24 protein-coding genes and 1 riboswitch are annotated in these 17,742 nt (G+C 48.8%); of the genes, 5 read left to right on the top strand and 19 right to left on the bottom strand.

The genetic code is table 11. The annotated features are described in order from the left end of the window. Nucleotides 1-4 precede the first annotated feature (4 nt). Together kynB and KNO70_RS16285 are read left to right on the top strand one after the other, a co-directional pair. Nucleotides 5-628, top strand: a complete 624-nt coding sequence (gene kynB, locus KNO70_RS00490; RefSeq protein WP_214810726.1) for an arylformamidase — start codon at nucleotides 5-7, stop codon at nucleotides 626-628. Between the two features lie 99 nt (nucleotides 629-727). Beyond that, complete coding sequence (locus KNO70_RS16285) at nucleotides 728-853, top strand: sugar phosphate nucleotidyltransferase (protein ID WP_214685248.1); 126 nt, start codon at nucleotides 728-730, stop codon at nucleotides 851-853. Between the two features lie 253 nt (nucleotides 854-1,106). Here KNO70_RS16285 and rbsB read toward each other — a convergent pair whose 3' ends face one another. From rbsB to KNO70_RS00450, 7 genes are all read right to left on the bottom strand, one after another. After that, the gene (gene rbsB, locus KNO70_RS00480) at nucleotides 1,107-2,018 is read right to left on the bottom strand and encodes a ribose ABC transporter substrate-binding protein RbsB (protein ID WP_214687663.1); all 912 of its coding nucleotides are present in this window, start codon (nucleotides 2,016-2,018) and stop codon (nucleotides 1,107-1,109) included. Between the two features lie 23 nt (nucleotides 2,019-2,041). Further along, complete coding sequence (locus KNO70_RS00475; RefSeq protein WP_214687664.1) at nucleotides 2,042-3,007, bottom strand: ABC transporter permease subunit; 966 nt, start codon at nucleotides 3,005-3,007, stop codon at nucleotides 2,042-2,044. A 1-nt stretch (nucleotide 3,008) separates the two neighbouring features. Continuing rightward, nucleotides 3,009-4,487: a sugar ABC transporter ATP-binding protein gene (locus KNO70_RS00470; RefSeq protein WP_078147799.1), complete on the bottom strand. Its 1,479-nt coding sequence runs from the start codon at nucleotides 4,485-4,487 to the stop codon at nucleotides 3,009-3,011. An 11-nt stretch (nucleotides 4,488-4,498) separates the two neighbouring features. Further along, nucleotides 4,499-4,888, bottom strand: a complete 390-nt coding sequence (gene rbsD / locus KNO70_RS00465) for a D-ribose pyranase (RefSeq protein WP_078147800.1) — start codon at nucleotides 4,886-4,888, stop codon at nucleotides 4,499-4,501. Then, nucleotides 4,888-5,772 (bottom strand): ribokinase, encoded by an 885-nt coding sequence (rbsK, locus tag KNO70_RS00460; RefSeq protein ID WP_214810717.1) that lies wholly within the window; start codon nucleotides 5,770-5,772, stop codon nucleotides 4,888-4,890. Before rbsK ends, rbsD begins: the two co-directional genes overlap by 1 nt. A 3-nt stretch (nucleotides 5,773-5,775) precedes the next feature. Then, a complete protein-coding gene (locus tag KNO70_RS00455) occupies nucleotides 5,776-6,753 on the bottom strand; it encodes a LacI family DNA-binding transcriptional regulator (protein ID WP_214685244.1) in 978 nt (325 codons plus the stop codon). A gap of 107 nt (nucleotides 6,754-6,860) precedes the next feature. Next, the gene (locus KNO70_RS00450) at nucleotides 6,861-7,403 is read right to left on the bottom strand and encodes a GNAT family N-acetyltransferase (protein ID WP_214685243.1); all 543 of its coding nucleotides are present in this window, start codon (nucleotides 7,401-7,403) and stop codon (nucleotides 6,861-6,863) included. A gap of 74 nt (nucleotides 7,404-7,477) precedes the next feature. Here KNO70_RS00450 and KNO70_RS00445 point away from each other — a divergent pair, with 74 nt between their 5' ends. Continuing rightward, the gene (locus KNO70_RS00445) at nucleotides 7,478-7,924 is read left to right on the top strand and encodes a DUF4385 domain-containing protein (protein ID WP_211782115.1); all 447 of its coding nucleotides are present in this window, start codon (nucleotides 7,478-7,480) and stop codon (nucleotides 7,922-7,924) included. Here KNO70_RS00445 and KNO70_RS00440 read toward each other — a convergent pair. The 8 genes from KNO70_RS00440 to tenA form a co-directional block, all read right to left on the bottom strand. Then, on the bottom strand, nucleotides 7,921-8,364 hold the full coding sequence (locus KNO70_RS00440; protein ID WP_012727568.1) for a GNAT family N-acetyltransferase: 444 nt from the start codon (nucleotides 8,362-8,364) through the stop codon (nucleotides 7,921-7,923). The two genes, KNO70_RS00445 and KNO70_RS00440, sit on opposite strands and share 4 nt — an antisense overlap. A 56-nt stretch (nucleotides 8,365-8,420) precedes the next feature. Then, entirely contained in the window at nucleotides 8,421-8,876 is a 456-nt protein-coding gene (locus KNO70_RS00435; RefSeq protein ID WP_078147806.1) for an OsmC family protein, read from the bottom strand. A gap of 42 nt (nucleotides 8,877-8,918) precedes the next feature. After that, entirely contained in the window at nucleotides 8,919-10,484 is a 1,566-nt protein-coding gene (locus KNO70_RS00430) for a GGDEF domain-containing protein (RefSeq protein WP_214687665.1), read from the bottom strand. 114 nt (nucleotides 10,485-10,598) lie between these two features. Beyond that, nucleotides 10,599-11,237: an SDR family oxidoreductase gene (locus tag KNO70_RS00425; RefSeq protein ID WP_214810708.1), complete on the bottom strand. Its 639-nt coding sequence runs from the start codon at nucleotides 11,235-11,237 to the stop codon at nucleotides 10,599-10,601. 24 nt (nucleotides 11,238-11,261) lie between these two features. Then, nucleotides 11,262-11,903: a thiamine phosphate synthase gene (thiE, locus tag KNO70_RS00420; protein ID WP_078147809.1), complete on the bottom strand. Its 642-nt coding sequence runs from the start codon at nucleotides 11,901-11,903 to the stop codon at nucleotides 11,262-11,264. Continuing rightward, nucleotides 11,872-12,711 carry a bifunctional hydroxymethylpyrimidine kinase/phosphomethylpyrimidine kinase gene (gene thiD / locus KNO70_RS00415; RefSeq protein ID WP_214810706.1) on the bottom strand — a complete coding sequence of 280 codons (840 nt, stop codon included), beginning with the start codon at nucleotides 12,709-12,711 and terminating at the stop codon, nucleotides 11,872-11,874. Before thiD ends, thiE begins: the two co-directional genes overlap by 32 nt. After that, nucleotides 12,708-13,499: a hydroxyethylthiazole kinase gene (gene thiM / locus KNO70_RS00410; protein ID WP_078147811.1), complete on the bottom strand. Its 792-nt coding sequence runs from the start codon at nucleotides 13,497-13,499 to the stop codon at nucleotides 12,708-12,710. Before thiM ends, thiD begins: the two co-directional genes overlap by 4 nt. Next, nucleotides 13,496-14,170 carry a thiaminase II gene (gene tenA / locus KNO70_RS00405; protein ID WP_078147812.1) on the bottom strand — a complete coding sequence of 225 codons (675 nt, stop codon included), beginning with the start codon at nucleotides 14,168-14,170 and terminating at the stop codon, nucleotides 13,496-13,498. Before tenA ends, thiM begins: the two co-directional genes overlap by 4 nt. A 91-nt stretch (nucleotides 14,171-14,261) precedes the next feature. Beyond that, a riboswitch (TPP riboswitch) is annotated at nucleotides 14,262-14,366 on the bottom strand. Nucleotides 14,367-14,493: 127 nt separating this feature from the next. Here tenA and KNO70_RS00400 point away from each other — a divergent pair. Next, nucleotides 14,494-14,898 carry an ion channel gene (locus tag KNO70_RS00400; RefSeq protein ID WP_240499863.1) on the top strand — a complete coding sequence of 135 codons (405 nt, stop codon included), beginning with the start codon at nucleotides 14,494-14,496 and terminating at the stop codon, nucleotides 14,896-14,898. Nucleotides 14,899-14,905: 7 nt separating this feature from the next. Here KNO70_RS00400 and KNO70_RS00395 read toward each other — a convergent pair whose 3' ends face one another. The 3 genes from KNO70_RS00395 to KNO70_RS00385 are packed head-to-tail and all read right to left on the bottom strand — an operon-like array spanning nucleotide 14,906 to nucleotide 16,535. After that, nucleotides 14,906-15,058, bottom strand: a complete 153-nt coding sequence (locus KNO70_RS00395) for a hypothetical protein (protein ID WP_012727577.1) — start codon at nucleotides 15,056-15,058, stop codon at nucleotides 14,906-14,908. A 50-nt stretch (nucleotides 15,059-15,108) separates the two neighbouring features. Next, nucleotides 15,109-15,936, bottom strand: a complete 828-nt coding sequence (locus KNO70_RS00390; protein WP_078147814.1) for an aminoglycoside 6-adenylyltransferase — start codon at nucleotides 15,934-15,936, stop codon at nucleotides 15,109-15,111. Next, the gene (locus tag KNO70_RS00385) at nucleotides 15,933-16,535 is read right to left on the bottom strand and encodes a pentapeptide repeat-containing protein (RefSeq protein WP_031421956.1); all 603 of its coding nucleotides are present in this window, start codon (nucleotides 16,533-16,535) and stop codon (nucleotides 15,933-15,935) included. The genes KNO70_RS00390 and KNO70_RS00385 overlap by 4 nt, the downstream gene beginning before the upstream one ends. A gap of 55 nt (nucleotides 16,536-16,590) precedes the next feature. On the opposite strand from KNO70_RS00385, the gene KNO70_RS00380 reads away from it, so the two are divergent. Continuing rightward, the gene (locus tag KNO70_RS00380) at nucleotides 16,591-17,040 is read left to right on the top strand and encodes an NUDIX hydrolase (RefSeq protein WP_214810705.1); all 450 of its coding nucleotides are present in this window, start codon (nucleotides 16,591-16,593) and stop codon (nucleotides 17,038-17,040) included. Here the strand turns inward: KNO70_RS00380 and KNO70_RS00375 are convergent. Continuing rightward, nucleotides 17,019-17,720, bottom strand: coding sequence for a YjjG family noncanonical pyrimidine nucleotidase (locus KNO70_RS00375; protein WP_078147816.1), 702 nt, complete (start codon nucleotides 17,718-17,720; stop codon nucleotides 17,019-17,021). The genes KNO70_RS00380 and KNO70_RS00375 overlap by 22 nt on opposite strands. Nucleotides 17,721-17,742: the final 22 nt, after the last annotated feature.

The raw sequence follows: 17,742 nt of genomic DNA, 5'->3' as shown, positions 1-17,742 counted from the left end.
TGCAATGACTTGGATTGATGTATCGCAACCACTTCACGCCGATGTTGCGACATGGCCGGGAGATACAACATTTTCATATGAAATCGCGTGGTCGATGGCAGAGAGTGGTTCGGTCAATGTCGGGAAGATGACATTGAGTTTACATCTCGGGACCCACATCGATGCACCGTTTCATTTTGACGACCATGGGAAGCGCGTGATCGACCTCGATCCGTCCCTTTATATCGGACCAGCCCGTGTGATTCATCTACCGCATAAGGCAAAGATTGAAGCGTCTGATTTGGATGGTCATGACTTGACCGGGGTCGAACGCCTCATCTTAAAAACGGATGGTTGGTCCGATAAGCGCGTCTTCCCAGAGACGATTCCTGAACTGACACCCGCTCTTGCCGATCGTCTCGGAGAACTCGGAATCTTCTTGATCGGACTCGACTTACCGTCCGTTGATGCGATTGACAGTAAAGAGATGAGCGGCCATCACGCGTTAGCACAAAATGGTGTGCATATCCTAGAAGGACTCGTTTTAGACAATATCTTACCGGGAGATTATGACTTGAATGCCGTTCCTCTCCCAATCGTCGAAGGGGATGGAAGCCCCGTTCGCGCATTGCTTCGCCCTATATTGTAAAGAGATAGCCGGAATCGGCTGTCTCTTTTTTGATTAGACAGGGATAGTCCGACGTTTGGCGAAATAGATGAGAAACTCTATTTGAAGAGAGGACATTCGATGAAGATTCTATTATTATCTGGCGGTGATGGAAAAAGACTATGGCCACTTTCGAACAATTCGAATGCTAAACAATTCATTCGTTTATTTCCTAAACAGAAATGGAACGAAACAATCAATGCTTGAAAGAGTTTACAGTCAACTAAAAATACAAGATTTAGACACTAACACTTTCATTATCACAAATGTTCAGCAAAAGGATTGTGTCATTCATCCAGTTGGTACAGATACTAATATCATTTCCGAACCAACTCGTCGTGATACAGCAAGCTATTTCAAACATATGAACAACGATACACAACTTCTCATTTCCCCATATAAATAAAAATGACCTCACGAGCTCTACCCGAAATCAAGGCATCGTGAGGTTTCTTCTTACTTATTTGATTAATTCGAGTTCGACCGGGATGTTCTCTTCCACCGTTTCACCTTTCAAGTGGTTGATGGCCGCTTCTACACCCAACTTCCCAATCTCAGCTGGTTTTTGGGCAACCGTTGCTGCCATCGTCCCACCTTCGACCGCTTTGACGGCATCATCTGTCGCATCGAATCCGATGACTTTCACGTCACTCATTCCAGCCGCTTCGAGTGCTTGAACGGCACCGAGTGCCATCTCATCGTTATGTGCGAATACAGCGACGATGTCTTTATTGTCCTGTAGGATGTTCTCCATGACCGTCAATCCTTCTGCACGGTCAAAGTTTGCCGATTGTTTTGCCACGACTTCCAATTTCCCATCGATGGCTTCGTTGAATCCTTGTCCGCGGTCACGTGTCGCAGACGCTCCTGGAATCCCCTCGAGCTCGACGACTTTTTGCCCTTCGCCTACGAGTTCGACCATGTAGTCACCCGCCAGCTGTCCACCTGCGACGTTATCTGATGCCACGTGGGCGACGACGTCCCCTGTTTCAGCGTTACGGTCTACCGTGATGACAGGAATGCCTGCATCGTTCACTGCTTGTACCGCTGCACCGACCGCTTCTGAATCTGTCGGGTTGATGAGAATCAAATCCATCCCCTTTTGAATCATGTCTTCGACGTCGTTCACTTGTTTCGCGGCATCGTTTTGCGCGTCCGCTACCGTCAATGTCGCATCCATTTCGTTCGCCTGTTCTTCCGCGCCTTCTTTCAATGCGACGAAGAACGGGTTGTTCAATGTCGAGATCGATAATCCGATCTCATAATCCCCATCTTTCGTTTCCGTCTCAGAAGATGACCCCGGTTGTTCAGTCGAGCAAGCTGCCATCAGTACCATTGTCAGTGCGAGTAGCCAAGCTGTCCATTTTTTCATGTTCCGTTTTCCCCTTTCGTGTGTTACGCGTTTTGTCGACGATCAAGCAATACTGCAAACAATATAACTGCACCTTTTACGACGAGTTGGAAGAAAGATGATACGCCGAGAAGGTTCAATCCGTTGTTGAGCGTTCCGATGATCAGCGCCCCGATCAACGTCCCGACAATCCAACCTCGACCACCCGCTAGGCTCGTTCCCCCGAGAACGACCGCTGCGATGGCATCGAGTTCGTATGACGTTCCTGCCGTCGGTTGTGCGGAATTAAGGCGCGATGTCAAGATGATGCCTGCGAGTGCCGCAAGCATACCCGATAGGGAGTAGATCATGATTTTGACTTTATTGACGCCAATCCCCATTAATTTCGCCGCTTCTTCATTTCCACCGATCGCGTACGTGTGACGACCAAATGTCGTCTTCTTCAAGATGAAATACAGGACACCGAATGCGAGTACCATCGTCAATGCCGGTACTGGAATGATCCAGAAGTAGCCGCGTCCGAGCATCTCGAACCAACCGGAATTTCCGAGACCCGTAATCGGTCGTCCGTCTGTATAGACGAGCGTCAAGCCCCGATAAATGGTCATCGTAGCCAATGTCGCGATGAACGGTGCCACTTTCCCGTACGTGATGACCGCCCCGTTAAAGGCCCCGAGAACGGCACCTGCAATCAAGCCGAGTGCGACGGCCATAACCGCATGTTGACCGTCCACCATCATGCCTGCCACTAGTGCAGAAGCGAGCGCCAAAATCGACCCGACCGATAAATCGATTCCCCCTGTCAAGATGACAAACGTCATCCCGAAGGCAATCAAGGCATTGATCGACACTTGGCGGAGTACGTTAAAGATATTATTTAATGATAAAAATCCTGGTTCGAGCGCCGTCACGACGACAACAATGACGAGCAGACCAAACAGCGGTCCTAGTTTTTGCCCCCATCCGAGTCGACCCGGGCGCTTCAGTCCGGTCGTTGCTTTCAATTCCATATCATTGCCCTCCTGTCGCATACGTCATTACTTTTTCCTGTGTCGCCTCATCTTTCGTGAGCGTCCCGGTCACCACACCTTCTCGCATGACGACAATCCGATCGCTCATCCCGAGTACTTCCGGTAAATCAGAAGAGACCATGATGATGGCGACGCCTGATTCCGCGAGATCGCTCATGATGTTGTAAATCTCTTTCTTGGCACCGACGTCGACGCCTCGGGTCGGCTCATCCAAAATCAAGACGTCTGGTTCGACACCTAACCATTTGCCGAGCACAATCTTCTGTTGATTCCCACCAGACAACGACTTCACTTTTTGTTCCATCGAATGATGTTTGACCCGCAATTTTTGTAAGTATGTCTCGGCGAACGTCTCCTCCTGTTGTTTCGAGATGACAGACCCTTTTGCTCGTTTATCGAGTGTCGGGAGCGACAGGTTTTCTCTTAGCGAGAAATCGAGGAGTAAGCCTTCCCCTTTTCGGTCCTCTGTCAAAAATGCGATGCCGTGCTTGATGGCGTCGGCCGGAGTTTTGATTCGAATCGGTTTCCCGTTCAGTTTGATGACTCCCCCTTTGTGGGTGTCTGCTCCGAATAAGGCACGCATCACCTCGGTTCGTCCCGCTCCCATCAATCCGGAAAACCCGACGATTTCTCCGGCACGGACGTTGAACGATACATTGTGGAACCGGTTACCGATTAAATCATCCACCTCGAGTACGACGTCCCCAAGTGTAGCGGTACGTGTCGGATAGCGTTCCCCAATCTCGCGACCGACCATATCGCGCACCGTTTCCTCAAATGAGGTGTCCTGAATCGTACGAGTCGAAATGGATTGTCCATCCCGAAGTACCGTGATTCGGTCGCATAAGTCAAAAATCTCTTCCATTCGGTGTGAGATATAGATGATAGACACGCCTTGATCTCGTAAGGCACGAGACACGGCGAAGAGCGCCTGGATTTCGCGATCCGTCAAGGCGGCTGTCGGTTCATCCATGACGATGACCTTCGCATCTGTCATGAGCGCCTTGGCAATCTCAATCATCTGTTGCTGACCGACCGATAAGTTGCGTGCCACTTCATCGACATCCATGAAAACGTTCAATTCAGCCAAGTATTCTCGAGCACGTCTTGTCATCTCCTGCTGTTTGACCATCCCGAACGGTCCTGTCAGCTCTCGACCCAAAAATAAGTTTTCTGTCACCGTCATCTCCGGTAAGATATTGAGCTCCTGATGGATGAAGGCGATGCCTTCTTGCTCCGCTTCTTTTGGGTGCTTGAATTGACGTTTCGCGCCGTCGATGAGAATCTCACCTTCATCCTGCGCATGCAGACCGGTCATCACCTTCATCAATGTCGACTTTCCGGCCCCGTTCTCGCCCATAAGCGCATGAATTTCTCCAGGCAACAGTTCGAAATCGACTCCTTTTAAGACGGAGACTGGTCCGAACGACTTATGGATGCCTTTCAACTGAATATGCATCGAATCCCCCCTTAAAAAATGACCCCGGCGTGTAAGATGACGTTGGCGTAAGGTGTCGCTTCTCCAGTTCGAATGACCACTTTCGCTTTTGCGACCTCTCGTTTGAAGTCTTCATGTGAACACATGTCGATGCTCGCGTATCGTTCTTTCAGTGAATCCGCAATCGTCGGATTATGTGTGAGGATTTCCTCGGCAATTGTGATGCGCTCGACGACCAAATCCGATTCGACGACATCGAGCACCTCAAGAAAGGAAGGGTCGCCGATGCGGAGACTGAGGTCGACCCGCTTGACCCCGTCTGGAATCGGTAACCCGCAATCGGCGATGACGACGCGATCCGTATGCCCGAGGTCGGCAAAGACCTTTGCTAGATGACTATTCAAAATTCCTTGTTTTTTCATCACACGCGCTCCAATCGTTGTTGTACGTCTTGCCGTGTCGGCATACCACCTTGTGCCCCAAAGCCTTCGACGCTCATGCCGGATGCGACCACGGCAAACCGTACGGCCGTCTCCAAATCATCTTGTTCGATGAGGGAGACAGCGAGCGCACCGTTGAACGTGTCACCAGCTCCTGTTGTGTCGACGACGTTTGCTCGGATGGCTGGCACATGCCGCACGTCTCGTCCGTCGTGGAATCGAACACCATGGACGCCTTCCGTGACGAGTAACTTGTTCGGATAGCGTTTGAGAACATCATCTACGGATATTCCGCTGAATAAGTCACGGCACTCATGTTCGTTCGGCGTCAAGTATGTGACGTTTTCAATCACTTCTGGTGGAAGCGGCTGAGAAGGTGCCGGATTGAGCAGCACTGGGATTCCTTTCGCTTTACAGTAAGAGGTCACTTGCTTTACCGTCTCGATTGGAATTTCGAGTTGGAGGAGCACGAATGCCTGCTCGTCAAGAAGGTGTTCGAGTTCCTCATCCGTGAAAACGACTCGTTTGTTCGCCGATTGGACGACGACGATCGAATTATCTTCCTCAGCCAATACGATATGGGCCGTACCCGTCACTTCATCCCGTATGATTTGAACATGTGTGACATCGACATCGTGTCGTTTGAAGTTTTCAACCACCTGTTGTCCGAACGGATCACTTCCCACGCAACCGACCATCTGTACAGTGCCGCCTAACTTGGAAGCAGCGACTGCCTGGTTCGCACCTTTCCCCCCTGGAACGGTACGGAACGATTCACCGATAACCGTTTCTCCAGCTTGTGGACGTTTGTCGGACGTGACGACAAGGTCCATCGATATACTGCCAATGACAACAATGCGTTTCATTCTTTATCTCTCCTTCCGCTTTGTCGTGTGTCGTTCAAGTAACGTGACCGGTAACAGCATTTCTCTCGGTCGTGTGTCTTTCTTCTCAATCAAATCGAGCAATCGCTCGGTCGCGAGTCGTCCCATCTCATAGATTGGCTGGACGATGGTCGTCAGCGGCGGAGACGTCATCTCGCCTAATTCGATTCCGTCATATCCGATGACCTGTAGCTCTTCTGGGACACGAATGTCTCGACGGACTGCTTCCTGTAATACGGCGGCTGCAATCACATCGTTCGCTGCAAAGATGCCATCGAACGGCCACGCATGATCGAACAGTTCTTGAGATGCTTTCAAGGCGTCTTTGAACGTGAACGTGGACTCGGTCATTCCGACGAGCTTCTCTCCCGCTACTTCGACAAATCCTTCAGTTCGACGTTTGACCGTCTTGAGATGATCCGGTCCGGCAATGTGTGCCAGTCGTGTCGCACCATGTTGTAACAGCGTGTCGGCCGCCAACTTTCCACCCTCATATCCATCTGATACAACGGCGTCGATCCCCGCTTTTACGATTCGGTCTAGTGCGACCATCGGTAAATCCAACGTCTCGTAATTCGGATTGTGCGAATGATTTGTGGTGATAATCAGGCCATCGACGTGCATCGTTTGCAAGGCGACTAAATACGTCTGTTCTTTTTCAAGTTGTTCGTCTGTATTGCACAAGACGACTTGATACCCATGTTGATTGGCGACATCCTCAATCGCCCGAGCCAGCTGTGGAAAGAACGGGTTCGTGATATCTGGCATGATCAGTCCAATCAAATTCGACGATTTTTTATAGAGCGAACGAGCGACTCGGTTCGGCGCGTAATTCAGTTCCGCAATCGCCTTTTCGACCGCTTCTTTCGCCTCTTCGCTCACATATCCGCTTTTATTCATGACGCGTGATACGGTCGCCACTGAGACGTTCGCATGTTTTGCTACTTGTTTGATGGTCGCCATTTGACATCCTCCGTTCTGGAAACGCTTACAAAAACATCTTAATGTGTAACCGGTTACATATCAAGGGATTTTTATGATTTCATGAAAAAACACATTGAAATCATGCTTCAATGTGTAGAGAACGTCGGATTTAATTGGACATGGACGAGGTTTTCTACCGTTCGTCCGTCGAGTCGGGTCAATTCTTGTGTTTTCGTGAACGCATAAGTGAACCCACACTTCTCAACGACGCGTCGCGATTGGTCATTGAAGCTGAAGTATCCGCACCAAATCCGTTCTAGTCCTAACGCTTCAAATCCGAATCGAATCATCGCCTGAACGGCTTCTGGCACGTAACCATTTCCCCAAAAATCTGGACTGAGCACATAACCAATCTCACGCTGTGCATCATGTTGAATCGACGGGTCTGGTCTTCGGTCGTGTAATCCGATGCTACCGATCACTTGCCCGGTCTCTTTCAAGACGATAGCCCATACATCTGCTTCCTCGATAAACAGTTGAATGACGTCCCTTGTTTCTTCAATCGATTCATGAGGTGCCCAACCGGCCATCGGTCCGACTCGCTCATCTTTTGCATAATGATACATATCCTCTGCATCCTCTAATGTAAATGCTCTTAAGACCAACCGTTCTGTCTCCATCTTGATCATATCAACCCATCCTTTTCCTTCAAGTTGTTTCCTCGACCGACCTAATGGGAAACGTTAGGCGAGGAGGAATGAACATGCCATTTGACTATGATTTAAATTTTGATGAAATCGACTTCCGAAAACAACCCGAACTGTACCGGGTCGGTCGTGGCGAACAAGGTGTGCTACTTGTCGAACCGTATAAAAGTGAAATTTTGCCTCATTGGCGATTCAAGACGCCCGAGATTGCGAAGCAATCTGCCGAAGAAATCATGGAATTGTTTGAAGCGTATCGTGCGAACGACGATTTCGTCGGGATGGACATGTCCCGAAAGTTCATCCAAATGGGTTACACACGAGCCCGACGCTATGCCAATTATAAAGGCGGTCGTAAATATAAAGAAGATGGTGACATCCATGAGCGCGAAATCGACGAAGAGAAGGCAGAGTCTGCCCGCATCTTCAAAACGTATTGGGATCAACTTCGTGCCGATGAGGATTATTTGCGACGTAAAAAGGCACATCAGAAAAAATATGGTTAATCGCGTACCATCACTTGAAACGGAATCTCATTTCGCTCGAACGATGTGATAGTACGAAATCCAACCGTTTCGTATAGATGAATCGCTCGTTCGTTGAAGGAGGCGACAGTCAAGCGAAGCGGTTTTCTCCGTTCCATCGCTCTCTCCATGACGTATGTCACAAACGATTTTCCATATCCTTTCCCCGTCAAATCAGGTCGCATCCCCAATCCGATGTCTGTGAAATCTGACGAATATGGATATGTCGAATTGGGCACTTGAGCCGGGGAACCGATGCAATAAAATCCAATCAGCTCATGCTCCTCTACAATCGCCTGATACGTCATCAACTCGGCGACTCCCTCTTCAGAAGGCGGTTGATTATAAAAGTCATAAGGAGCTCCGTACGTCCATTCTTGAATTTGACCTGCCCATTCACGCGTCATCGGTCGGTGATGCATTCGTCTTCCCTCCGTACTCTTTTCTCGATTTCTATGTAAAAAAGATGAGGTTGCCCTCATCCTAATTTTCGAGTCCATTCTGCCGTCATCGCTACGTCTGCTGCATGCATGAGATTATGAATTGGACAACGTGCCTCGACAGCCTTCCTTAATGCTTCGATTCGCTCATCCGATTCGGTCGTATCCAATACGATTTTCATATGTGTCGACTCAAAGTAAGTTCGGACACCTTCCATCCCTTGGAATCCTCGAGGATCGAGCGTCCCTTCTGTTACAAACTCGACCCCTTCATACTCAAAGTTCAAATCCTGGGCGGCATAGGCAATCATGATGGTCGTACAGGACGACTGGGCACCGAGAAGATACTCGAGTGGATTCGGTCCCTTGTTCGTCCCACCGAGTCGTTCTGGCTCATCCACGATAAATGGGGTGTGATCGCCTACACGCACAGTCGTCTTAACGCCTCCGGCTTCTCCTTCGGCGCGCATCGTTACTAATGGTCTTTCTGACATGTTGCATCCTTCTCTCCATAATCAAACACTACTATTTTCCCTTTATTTCGGACCATGTAACGCCTCGTCATAGATGGCGTAATCATTTTTTCCATCTTGCTTGATCTGATACATCGCTTGATCCGCTTTATGGATCAACGTGTCTAAATTTGTTCCTTGGTCGGGAGCATGACTGACCCCAATACTCGCACGGATTGGAATCGTCACATCGGACGTGTGGTAAGGGTTTTGATTTAACGTCATCTGAAGTTCGTGAATAAATGCAAGCACTTCCGATTCTGTTAAATCCACTAAATAAATATAAAACTCATCCCCGCCAACACGAGAGGCCAAGCCAACGTCTCGTGTCGACGCTTCCAGCAATCCACCCAAATGAGTTAAGAAATAATCTCCAATCTGGTGACCGTACGTATCATTGACTGCTTTAAAACCGTCCAAATCAATAATCAATAAAGACAGCATCGAGGAACTAAGCAACGCCTGGTCTGCGCGTTCATAAAATGCACGTCGGTTCGCCAACTTCGTCAGTGGGTCATGATAGGCAAAGAATCGGATTGTTTGCTCGGCCTCTTTAAACGAGTGGACATCCCGAATGATAATCATCCCGTGAATCGTGCGGTCGATATCGACAAAATCCCCATCAATGACAACGTAAAGCTCTTGCCCAGATTTCGTCATAATCTTCGTTTCGAATTCTATAAACTTTTTACGTGTCCGAACATGTTGGTGATAGTGTTCCACCCATTCTGCTTTTTTCTTTTCTGGCAACAAATCGATAAACCGTTCATTCACGACACGGACAGTGTGAAATAGCGTGCGTGCGGCCGGATTCGTACTTTCCACCCTCCCATCCGGGTCAATCAACAAGATGGCGGATGGATTTAAATTATAAAGTGTTCCATATCGTTTTACATAAGAGGTTAAGAAGTCTAAACGATTCATTGCAACTACCAATGCTACCGCCCAAACAAGCCCCCCATACATGTATGAATAGGGTGGGATCAACCCACGAAATTGAAAGTAGCCGAATACAATATCCCATATTAGTACGGCATTTGCAGTCCAAAAAAGCATGCGCAATACGCGTTGGTGTTCTCTTCGTTCCGCACGCTTCAATGCATAAAAAATGAGACCAATAATCAAGATGTGAAAAATGTTTCCGACGGTCAACGTAGTTAAATACGATGAGTTGAACTCAGGATAAATCCAAATGCCTACTTGTTCAAACTGTTGACTGTTGATGATATTCTCCTGACGGACATACGTCAACACAACAGGAATCAATGGTAAATAGACGACCCATGGATACAACCACTTCGGTGCCTTTGCGCCGACGCCTGTGATACTTAATATGAAATGAACAGAGAAGATAAAAATGAAAATCCCAGCGTTCCCAAACCAATAGGCAATGAGTGCCGGACTGTATTCAATCGGCGATAGATGGCGGACAAATTCAGCCAAGAAGAGCATCGAATAACCGAACACAAACAGGCTCAGCAAACGATGCTCGACTTTATTCGGATTTCGTTGAAAGACATCGAGTGCTAAAAAGCCGAGTAAAAATGACGGCAACAAATAGACCGCCAGATAAATGAACATCTCGGTCATGCGGAACCTCCTCACCTGTTCGTATTCTTCTATTTCGTTATCCTGCGTTCTTTTCCCTCTTTAACGCGACAAAAAACGGGATGGTTTTCTCATCCCGTTTTTGATGTCACACACTTATAGCGTTTCTTTGATTGGGGTATCCCCTTTGATCAAATCAATTGCTTTGTTCTGCACGTTTGAATGGTTATGAAGGACATGCACCAAGAATGATGCGACGTCTTCGCGTGGAATCTCTCCACTTCCCTCGAATTTCGTGTTCACTTTGCCCGTTCCCGCATCATCTGTCAATGCACCCGGACGAACAATCGTGTACGTGAGTCCACTCTGTTCGAGTAAACGATCTGCATGATGCTTCGCTACGTAGTACGGCTTCATCGAATCTGGCCAAGCTGAGCGATCCTCCGCTTTCAAGGCACTGACCATGACGAAGTGTTTGATGTTCCCGTTCGCTTGTGCTGCTTCGATACTCTTCGCTGCACCGTCTAGGTCGATCAAGAGTGTCTTGTCTGCTCCAGTACTTCCACCAGAACCTGCCGCGAATACGATAACATCCATTCCATCAATCGCTTTTTGCAAATCATCTACTGAACCTTCGAGGTCACCGAGTACCGCATTGTACCCTTTTGACTTAAAATCCTCGAGTTGTTCTTCTTTACGCACCATCGCCGTGACGTGATGCTTTCCTTCCTTGTGTAACTTCTCCACCAATTGATGGCCAATTTGACCGTTTGCACCGATTACAAATACGTTCATCTGTCTTCCTCCTCAAAAATGAATTCAGAGACAAGCGAAACGCCGGGTAGCCGTTGCTACATCCGGTGCAGAAGCAATGGCAGAAATGACGGCAACGCCGTCTGCCCCGTCACGAATGATTGAAGGCACATGCTCTGGACGAATACCTCCGATCCCCACAATCGGAAGCAGTGGATAGTGATGGCGAACTTGTTGAATCAGTTCCGTGCCACGCACATGTCCTGCATCCAGTTTACTTTGCGTCTCATGAATCGGACCGATGCCGACATAATCTGCAAATGGAAGAGCCGTTCTGACTTCCTCCATCGTATGGACAGACACCCCCAACCATTTATCTGGTCCTAGCCGTTCTCGAACCTGTTTGGCAGGTAAGTCGTCTTGTCCGACGTGAACGCCATCCGCGTCAATCGCGAGCGCCAAGTCGACGTCGTCATTGATGATGAACGGAACACCCGTTTCTCGACACAGACGTTGGAGCGTCCTTGCCATTGCTTCTTTTTCATCTCCATACAATGAATCTTTACCTTTTTCGCGAAATTGAAAACATGTCACACCACATCGAAGAGCCGTTTTGACGGTCGCTACCAAATCAGATGTGTCCGTCGTTCCACACACAAAGTAAAGGCGAAGCTGCTTAGCGAGCGCTTGTTTCGTACATGACGTCAACGGTAATCACCTCTTCTTTCGCTAATCGATGTCCCCAATGATTCGTCGGTCCATGCCCCTGTCCAAGCGTTAGTCCATGTGCAATCGCCTGATGAATAAACCGCTTCGCATCTACGACGGCTTGGCGTAGTGTCTTCCCATACGCTAGTTCGGCCGTCAATGCGGCAGAGAACGTACATCCCGTCCCGTGCGTATCTTTCGTTTGGATTCGAGGTGCTTTTACACAGAACGTTTCAGTCTCGCTCATAATCAAATCAACGGCTTCCACATCATCCGTATGCCCACCTTTGATAATGACGGTATCGACACCAAGTGCTCGAATCGCCTGTGCGGCTTTCATACGGTCTGCCTCGGTTCGAATTTCCATTCCTGCCAGCACTTCTGCTTCAGGAATATTTGGGGTCACGATGGTCGCCTGTGGTAGCAGCTTCGTGCGCAGTGCTTCGACTGCACTAACTTGCAACAAGGAAGCGCCACCTTTCGCCACCATGACCGGATCGACTACTACATGTTCGAAATGATATCGTTCGAGCCCCTTCGCTACCGCTTCAATTCGTTCAGCGTCCACCAACATCCCGGTTTTACAGGCGGTGATGTTAAAATCATCCGCTACCGCTTCAATTTGTCGGATAATCATTTCCGTGGAAATCGCCTCGATTCCATGGACCCCAAGTGTGTTTTGAGCGGTAATCGCAGTCAACACACTCGTCCCAAACACACCGAGCTCTTGAAACGTTTTAAGATCGGCTTGAATACCGGCCCCTCCTCCTGAGTCAGATCCTGCAATCGTCAATACTTGCGGTCTCATGATGTCGACACCTCAATTCGATTCGTCGGAATGGTATGCTGTGCCAATTGATGGAGCGCATTTAAAAAGTGAATCGGGAAGTCTCCCGGTCCTTCCGCCCGTTCACTCGCCAACTCACCGCAATAGGCGTAGCCTGACATGGCGGTCACCGTCGCTTTAAGGGTGTTCTTTTCGACTGCTAAGCAAGCCCCTACCACTGCACTAAGTAAACATCCTGTACCGGTCGTCTCGGTCATGCGTTTCGTCCCGCCATGTATTTCCATAACGACGTTCCCGTCGCTTACCATATCTTCTTTTCCAGTCACGGCCACGACACATCCGTATCGTCTCGCTGCTTCAAGCGCCAATTGTCGAGGCTCGCATGCACCGTCACCAGCATCGACACCACGAGCCGCCCAATCGACGCCAATCAATGTCGCAATCTCTCCTGCATTCCCTCGAATGACCGATACACGAACATGACGCAAAATGCGTTCGACCACATCTCGTCGAAATGACGTCGCTCCGACACCGACCGGGTCGAGTATAATCGGGCATCCCGCTTCGTTCGCAGCCTGACCTGCGCGAATCATCGTCGCTTCCGTCATCGTTCCAAGTGTACCGATGTTAAGTACGAGCGCATCGCTCACGAATGTCATCTCCGCTACTTCTTCGATTGCATCCGCCATGACAGGAGAGGCGCCGATGGCGAGCAATCCATTCGCCGAAAAGTTCGCCACGACCGTGTTCGTGATATTGTGAATCAATGGCGCCTGCTGTCGAATCTCATTCCAAATCTCATGTCTCATTGGTTGACCTCCTGCGACAATGACCACGACTCAAGCGTCCAAGCCATTTCCCAAAAAGCGACTTCGTAATAGCAACTCTTCAAGAATAGTTTCGTATAGCGCACGCGCTCTTCTTCTGTCGCTTGACCAGCCAGTTCATCCAACCGATCAATTTGCTCTTCCACCAGCTCACGGAACCACTCCGAACCATACGTCGCAATCCAAGCCGAATAAATCGGATGATCAGGACGCTTGTCTTTAAGACGTTCTCCAATCTCGTAATACACCCAATAACACGGAAGGATTGACGCCAATACGTCCCCGAGAGTCGGTCCTGCCTGTTGCATATGAAGGGCATATGCATAAGCGGTCGGCGCTGGCTCAAATGTCGCCAATTCGACATCCGTCACGTTGAGCATCGTAAAGAACTCTCGATGAAGGGAGAGTTCCGCCTCAATCGTGTGTAGCGCATGCGTCAAAAAGCGGCTCGATAGTTCCATCGTCGGAGCGAGGGTTGCCCCTTTGGCCTGCACTTTTGAAAACTGATTCAAATAGTATGAGTCTTGCATGACGTAATGTCTGAATTTCTTCTCATCGAGCGTCCCTTCTCCGAGTGAACAAACAAATGGGTGATGAAAGCTTGCCTCAAACAATCCATCCGCCTCTTGACGTAAGTGATCTGTAAATTTCATAATAACTCCCCCTTATAAACTGATAAAAAAGACGCCGCCTCCCATAACGGAAGCGGCGTCTCGAACAGTCATATCTAGGTAAAAGCCATATGAGTCGTATCGCCCACTTCCCTACGCTAGCGTGAACTAGATCAGGTTCGAAGGGTCTGGACCATGTCCATCTCAGCCGCGTGACGCGACTCCCCTAGTGGCAAACATTATGAAATTCAGTCGTCTTCGACCACATTCTATCAATCTTTTCATCAATTGCAAACCTTTTCTGATTCTGTTTTTCATTCATCGCTTAGGGAATGGATAAATGAACTCATTTACATGAAAAGGATGTGTCCGGATTGAATACGATTTTATTGACGATTGCCTTACTCTTCATCAGTTTGAACGTGTTTTGGTTTTTCAAACGTAAAACGTACAAGCAAACAGGATTTGACGGGAGATTGTTCGCTCAGTTGTTCGTCAGCCTACTTGGTGTCATGTTAGGATTCACATTGATTTATTATGCTTTGTCTCGTGATTCAGTCATTCTTGTGACTTCACTCGAATCCATGAATGCCGTTGAACCGACTTGGGAAAACCTCCTGTATTTCAGCGGGGTCACTTTATTATCAATCGGATTTGGTGATTTGTTGCCGATTGGTTTGACCCGATTATTCGCCATCATCGAAGGCGCCATCGGTATTTTGTTACCGAGTGCCTTCTTCATCAAATCGATGTATCGAAAAGACAAGTGAACATGTCCTAGCGCCCCGTGATGAGTAAGAACATATTAAATGCGACGAGACCAAGGGGAAGCATCGCAACCAAAATGATTGGCCATTTCTTTAAACGAATGCCGACAAAGAGGACAAGACTTCCGACTAGAAGAGCAATAAATGTCGTATATGGGTTCATGAAAAAACGCTCCTTTCTCTATAAGGAGCGTTTCCCGGCTCTCGGCCTCATTAATCGTTCGAATGTCGAAGTGTAGCACATGCGGCACGGACGCGTCTGGCTTCTTCTTCCCGGAAGACGAAATCACCTTGTTCCGCGACACGCTGCGCGCAAAAGAAGAAGAGTGATTGCAGGCGGTCATGTGTGTCTTCAATGGCACTCAACTCAGCTGAAGCGTATGTTGCCGTGAGCATCTCCCATAACTCTTCTGGCAAATGGTCGCGGATCCCGTCACCGGACTTCCCGAGATTCACGGAGAATTCCGTCGCATAGCCAATGTTCCACTCCATCATCTGACGGAGCATATTCCGCATGATGTCGAGGTGGTCGAGCGCGTATAACACCTGGTGTCGCTTGATTCCTTTGACAACATAAAGTGACACCCACCAAAACTCATTCCAACATGCCGCATACTCGTCAGCAGACGGACGTTTCACACGATACGACATGTCTGACGGCGTGACGACTGGATGATGATCTCGGTCGAAGATAATTTGACTGAGCGAGTCGGCTTCGAGCATGGTTTCAAGTTGATCCACACTCCGAATCGTCAAATCAATCCGATGTCCGTCTACATATTGCACTAAAAACGTTACATGTCGTCCGGAATCAGCCGTATCAGGTGTCTGCATGATTAATACCTCTCCAAACGTGTCAATCCATGAGCGATCGGCCGCAACCGCTCGGACGTCTTCCACATAAAAGGCAAGGTCGACATCCTGGTACGGGTCTGGTCGGATGTTCGGATTGACGAGTGAGCCGTTCAAGACGACCGTTCGAATGTGCTCGCGTTCTTTTGCGAACGCAGTCAACTGCTCAATGATTTGTTCTGGTTTCATTCTACAATCGCCCCCAATGAGCGCGCGACTTGAATCGCCTGCATCGCGTCTAGTTTTGTTTGTTGTAACGTCACGTTCGAAAAATCAACCCCGTCGACGAGTGCCCCTCTGAAGTCGGCACCACGGCACACCGCATGTTGAAGTGTCGCCCGTGACAAGTCCGCCTGATGCCAGACCGTCTCGGTCAAGTCCGTTCCGTATAGGTCCGCTTCGACTAAGCGTACATGGGACCAATCCATTTTTTTGAGCGACACGTGACGAAGGTTGACGAACGACCAGTCCCCTTCCGTTACAAGGACACCTTCAAACTGACTTTCTTCAAAGGAAGACCCGGTCATTTTACATTGTTCAAACTCACTCGTGAACAAATTGGCACCATGGAATTGACAGTTCAAAAATGAACTCCCAACATGACGGGACGCATTCCATTTTGAATCCGTGAAGTCGCAGTTGATGAACTGACAGCGTTCCGTCTGTAGTTCCGTCGCATCAACGTATGTGAAGCGACAGTTCTCGAACGTAACGTGTGACAACACTTCGTCACGGAGTGTCACGTCACGAAAATCTTCATCTCGATATTGCGTATGTGGTTGAAACATATGATCCCTCCTTCAGGTATACTAGAACAGATTACAATGATTGGAAGTGATATAGATGGATCTCGTATTTCCTACTGAACACGGCGTTTTCAATTACCGCGTTGCCGGTATTTTTGTGAAAGACGGTCACGTATTGATTCACCGAAACGTCCGGGATGACTTTTGGGCATTACCCGGCGGTCGCGTCACGCTCGGTGAAGAGGCCGCAACCGCCCTCGCACGCGAGTTACATGAAGAATTGAACATGCGTGTGACCGATACCACGTTCGCCTTCGTGCACGAGAACTTGTTTACCTATAATGACCAGCCGTTTCATGAGATTGGACTGTACTTTTATGTAGACGGTAACCTCCCGCTCCAAGACGGAGACTTCTATGGACCCGAAGGAGATCACCTGATTTATCGTTGGCAAAAGCTTGACCGTCTTCAAGACGTCACGCTCTATCCGGAAGTACTTGCTCAACTACCAAATCGCTTGCCAGCTCATTCACTCAATCCGGCTTGAACGTAGAGAAGCGATTTCAACTCGTTTAAATGTCGAATCTCATACGTTGACTCAATCGTCGCGGCGACTTCGTTCGGATTGAACCAGCACGTATCCAAACCATACATCCGCCCACCGGCGATGTCTGCCGTGACCGAGTCACCGATAATCAAACCTTTCTCTGGCGCTACATTCGGGATTCGGTCGAAGACGTAGTCGAAAAACGGTTTCATTGGTTTTTGCGAGCCGGTCGCATCCGATACGAAGACATCTTGGAAGTAAGGCAATAGTCCAGATGACTCTAACCGTTTGAATTGCGTCTCCGTCACACCGTTTGTGACGATATAGAGCGGATAATCGTTGCTCAGCTTTCGCACGACCTCCAAAGCACCATCAATCATGTGTACGCCTGCATGTAAATAGTCTCGATATTGCTGTTCGACATATGGTCCATCGACCGTGAGACCGAGCGAATCGAACAGTTTCGTATGACGACCGATGAGCACTTCTTCCCGGTCCACTTCGCCGCGCTCAAACGCACGCCACAGGCCCGTGTTGATGTCGACATAGCGCGACTTCACCTCATCCGTCATCCGGACATTGTAGGATGCAAGTAACTGTTCCAAGGCGACATGTTCACTTTGTTTAAAATCTAGTAGCGTGTCATCAATATCAAATAAAATCGCTTCATAACGTTTCATATTTCTTTCTAACCCCTCTCTT

Origin of the sequence: Exiguobacterium sp. s181, assembly GCF_018617125.1 — a bacterium.
In the GTDB taxonomy this organism is placed as follows: domain Bacteria; phylum Bacillota; class Bacilli; order Exiguobacteriales; family Exiguobacteriaceae; genus Exiguobacterium; species Exiguobacterium profundum.
Note: the sequence above shows the minus strand (reverse complement) of the source record. Positions and strands in the feature narration are given on the sequence as shown.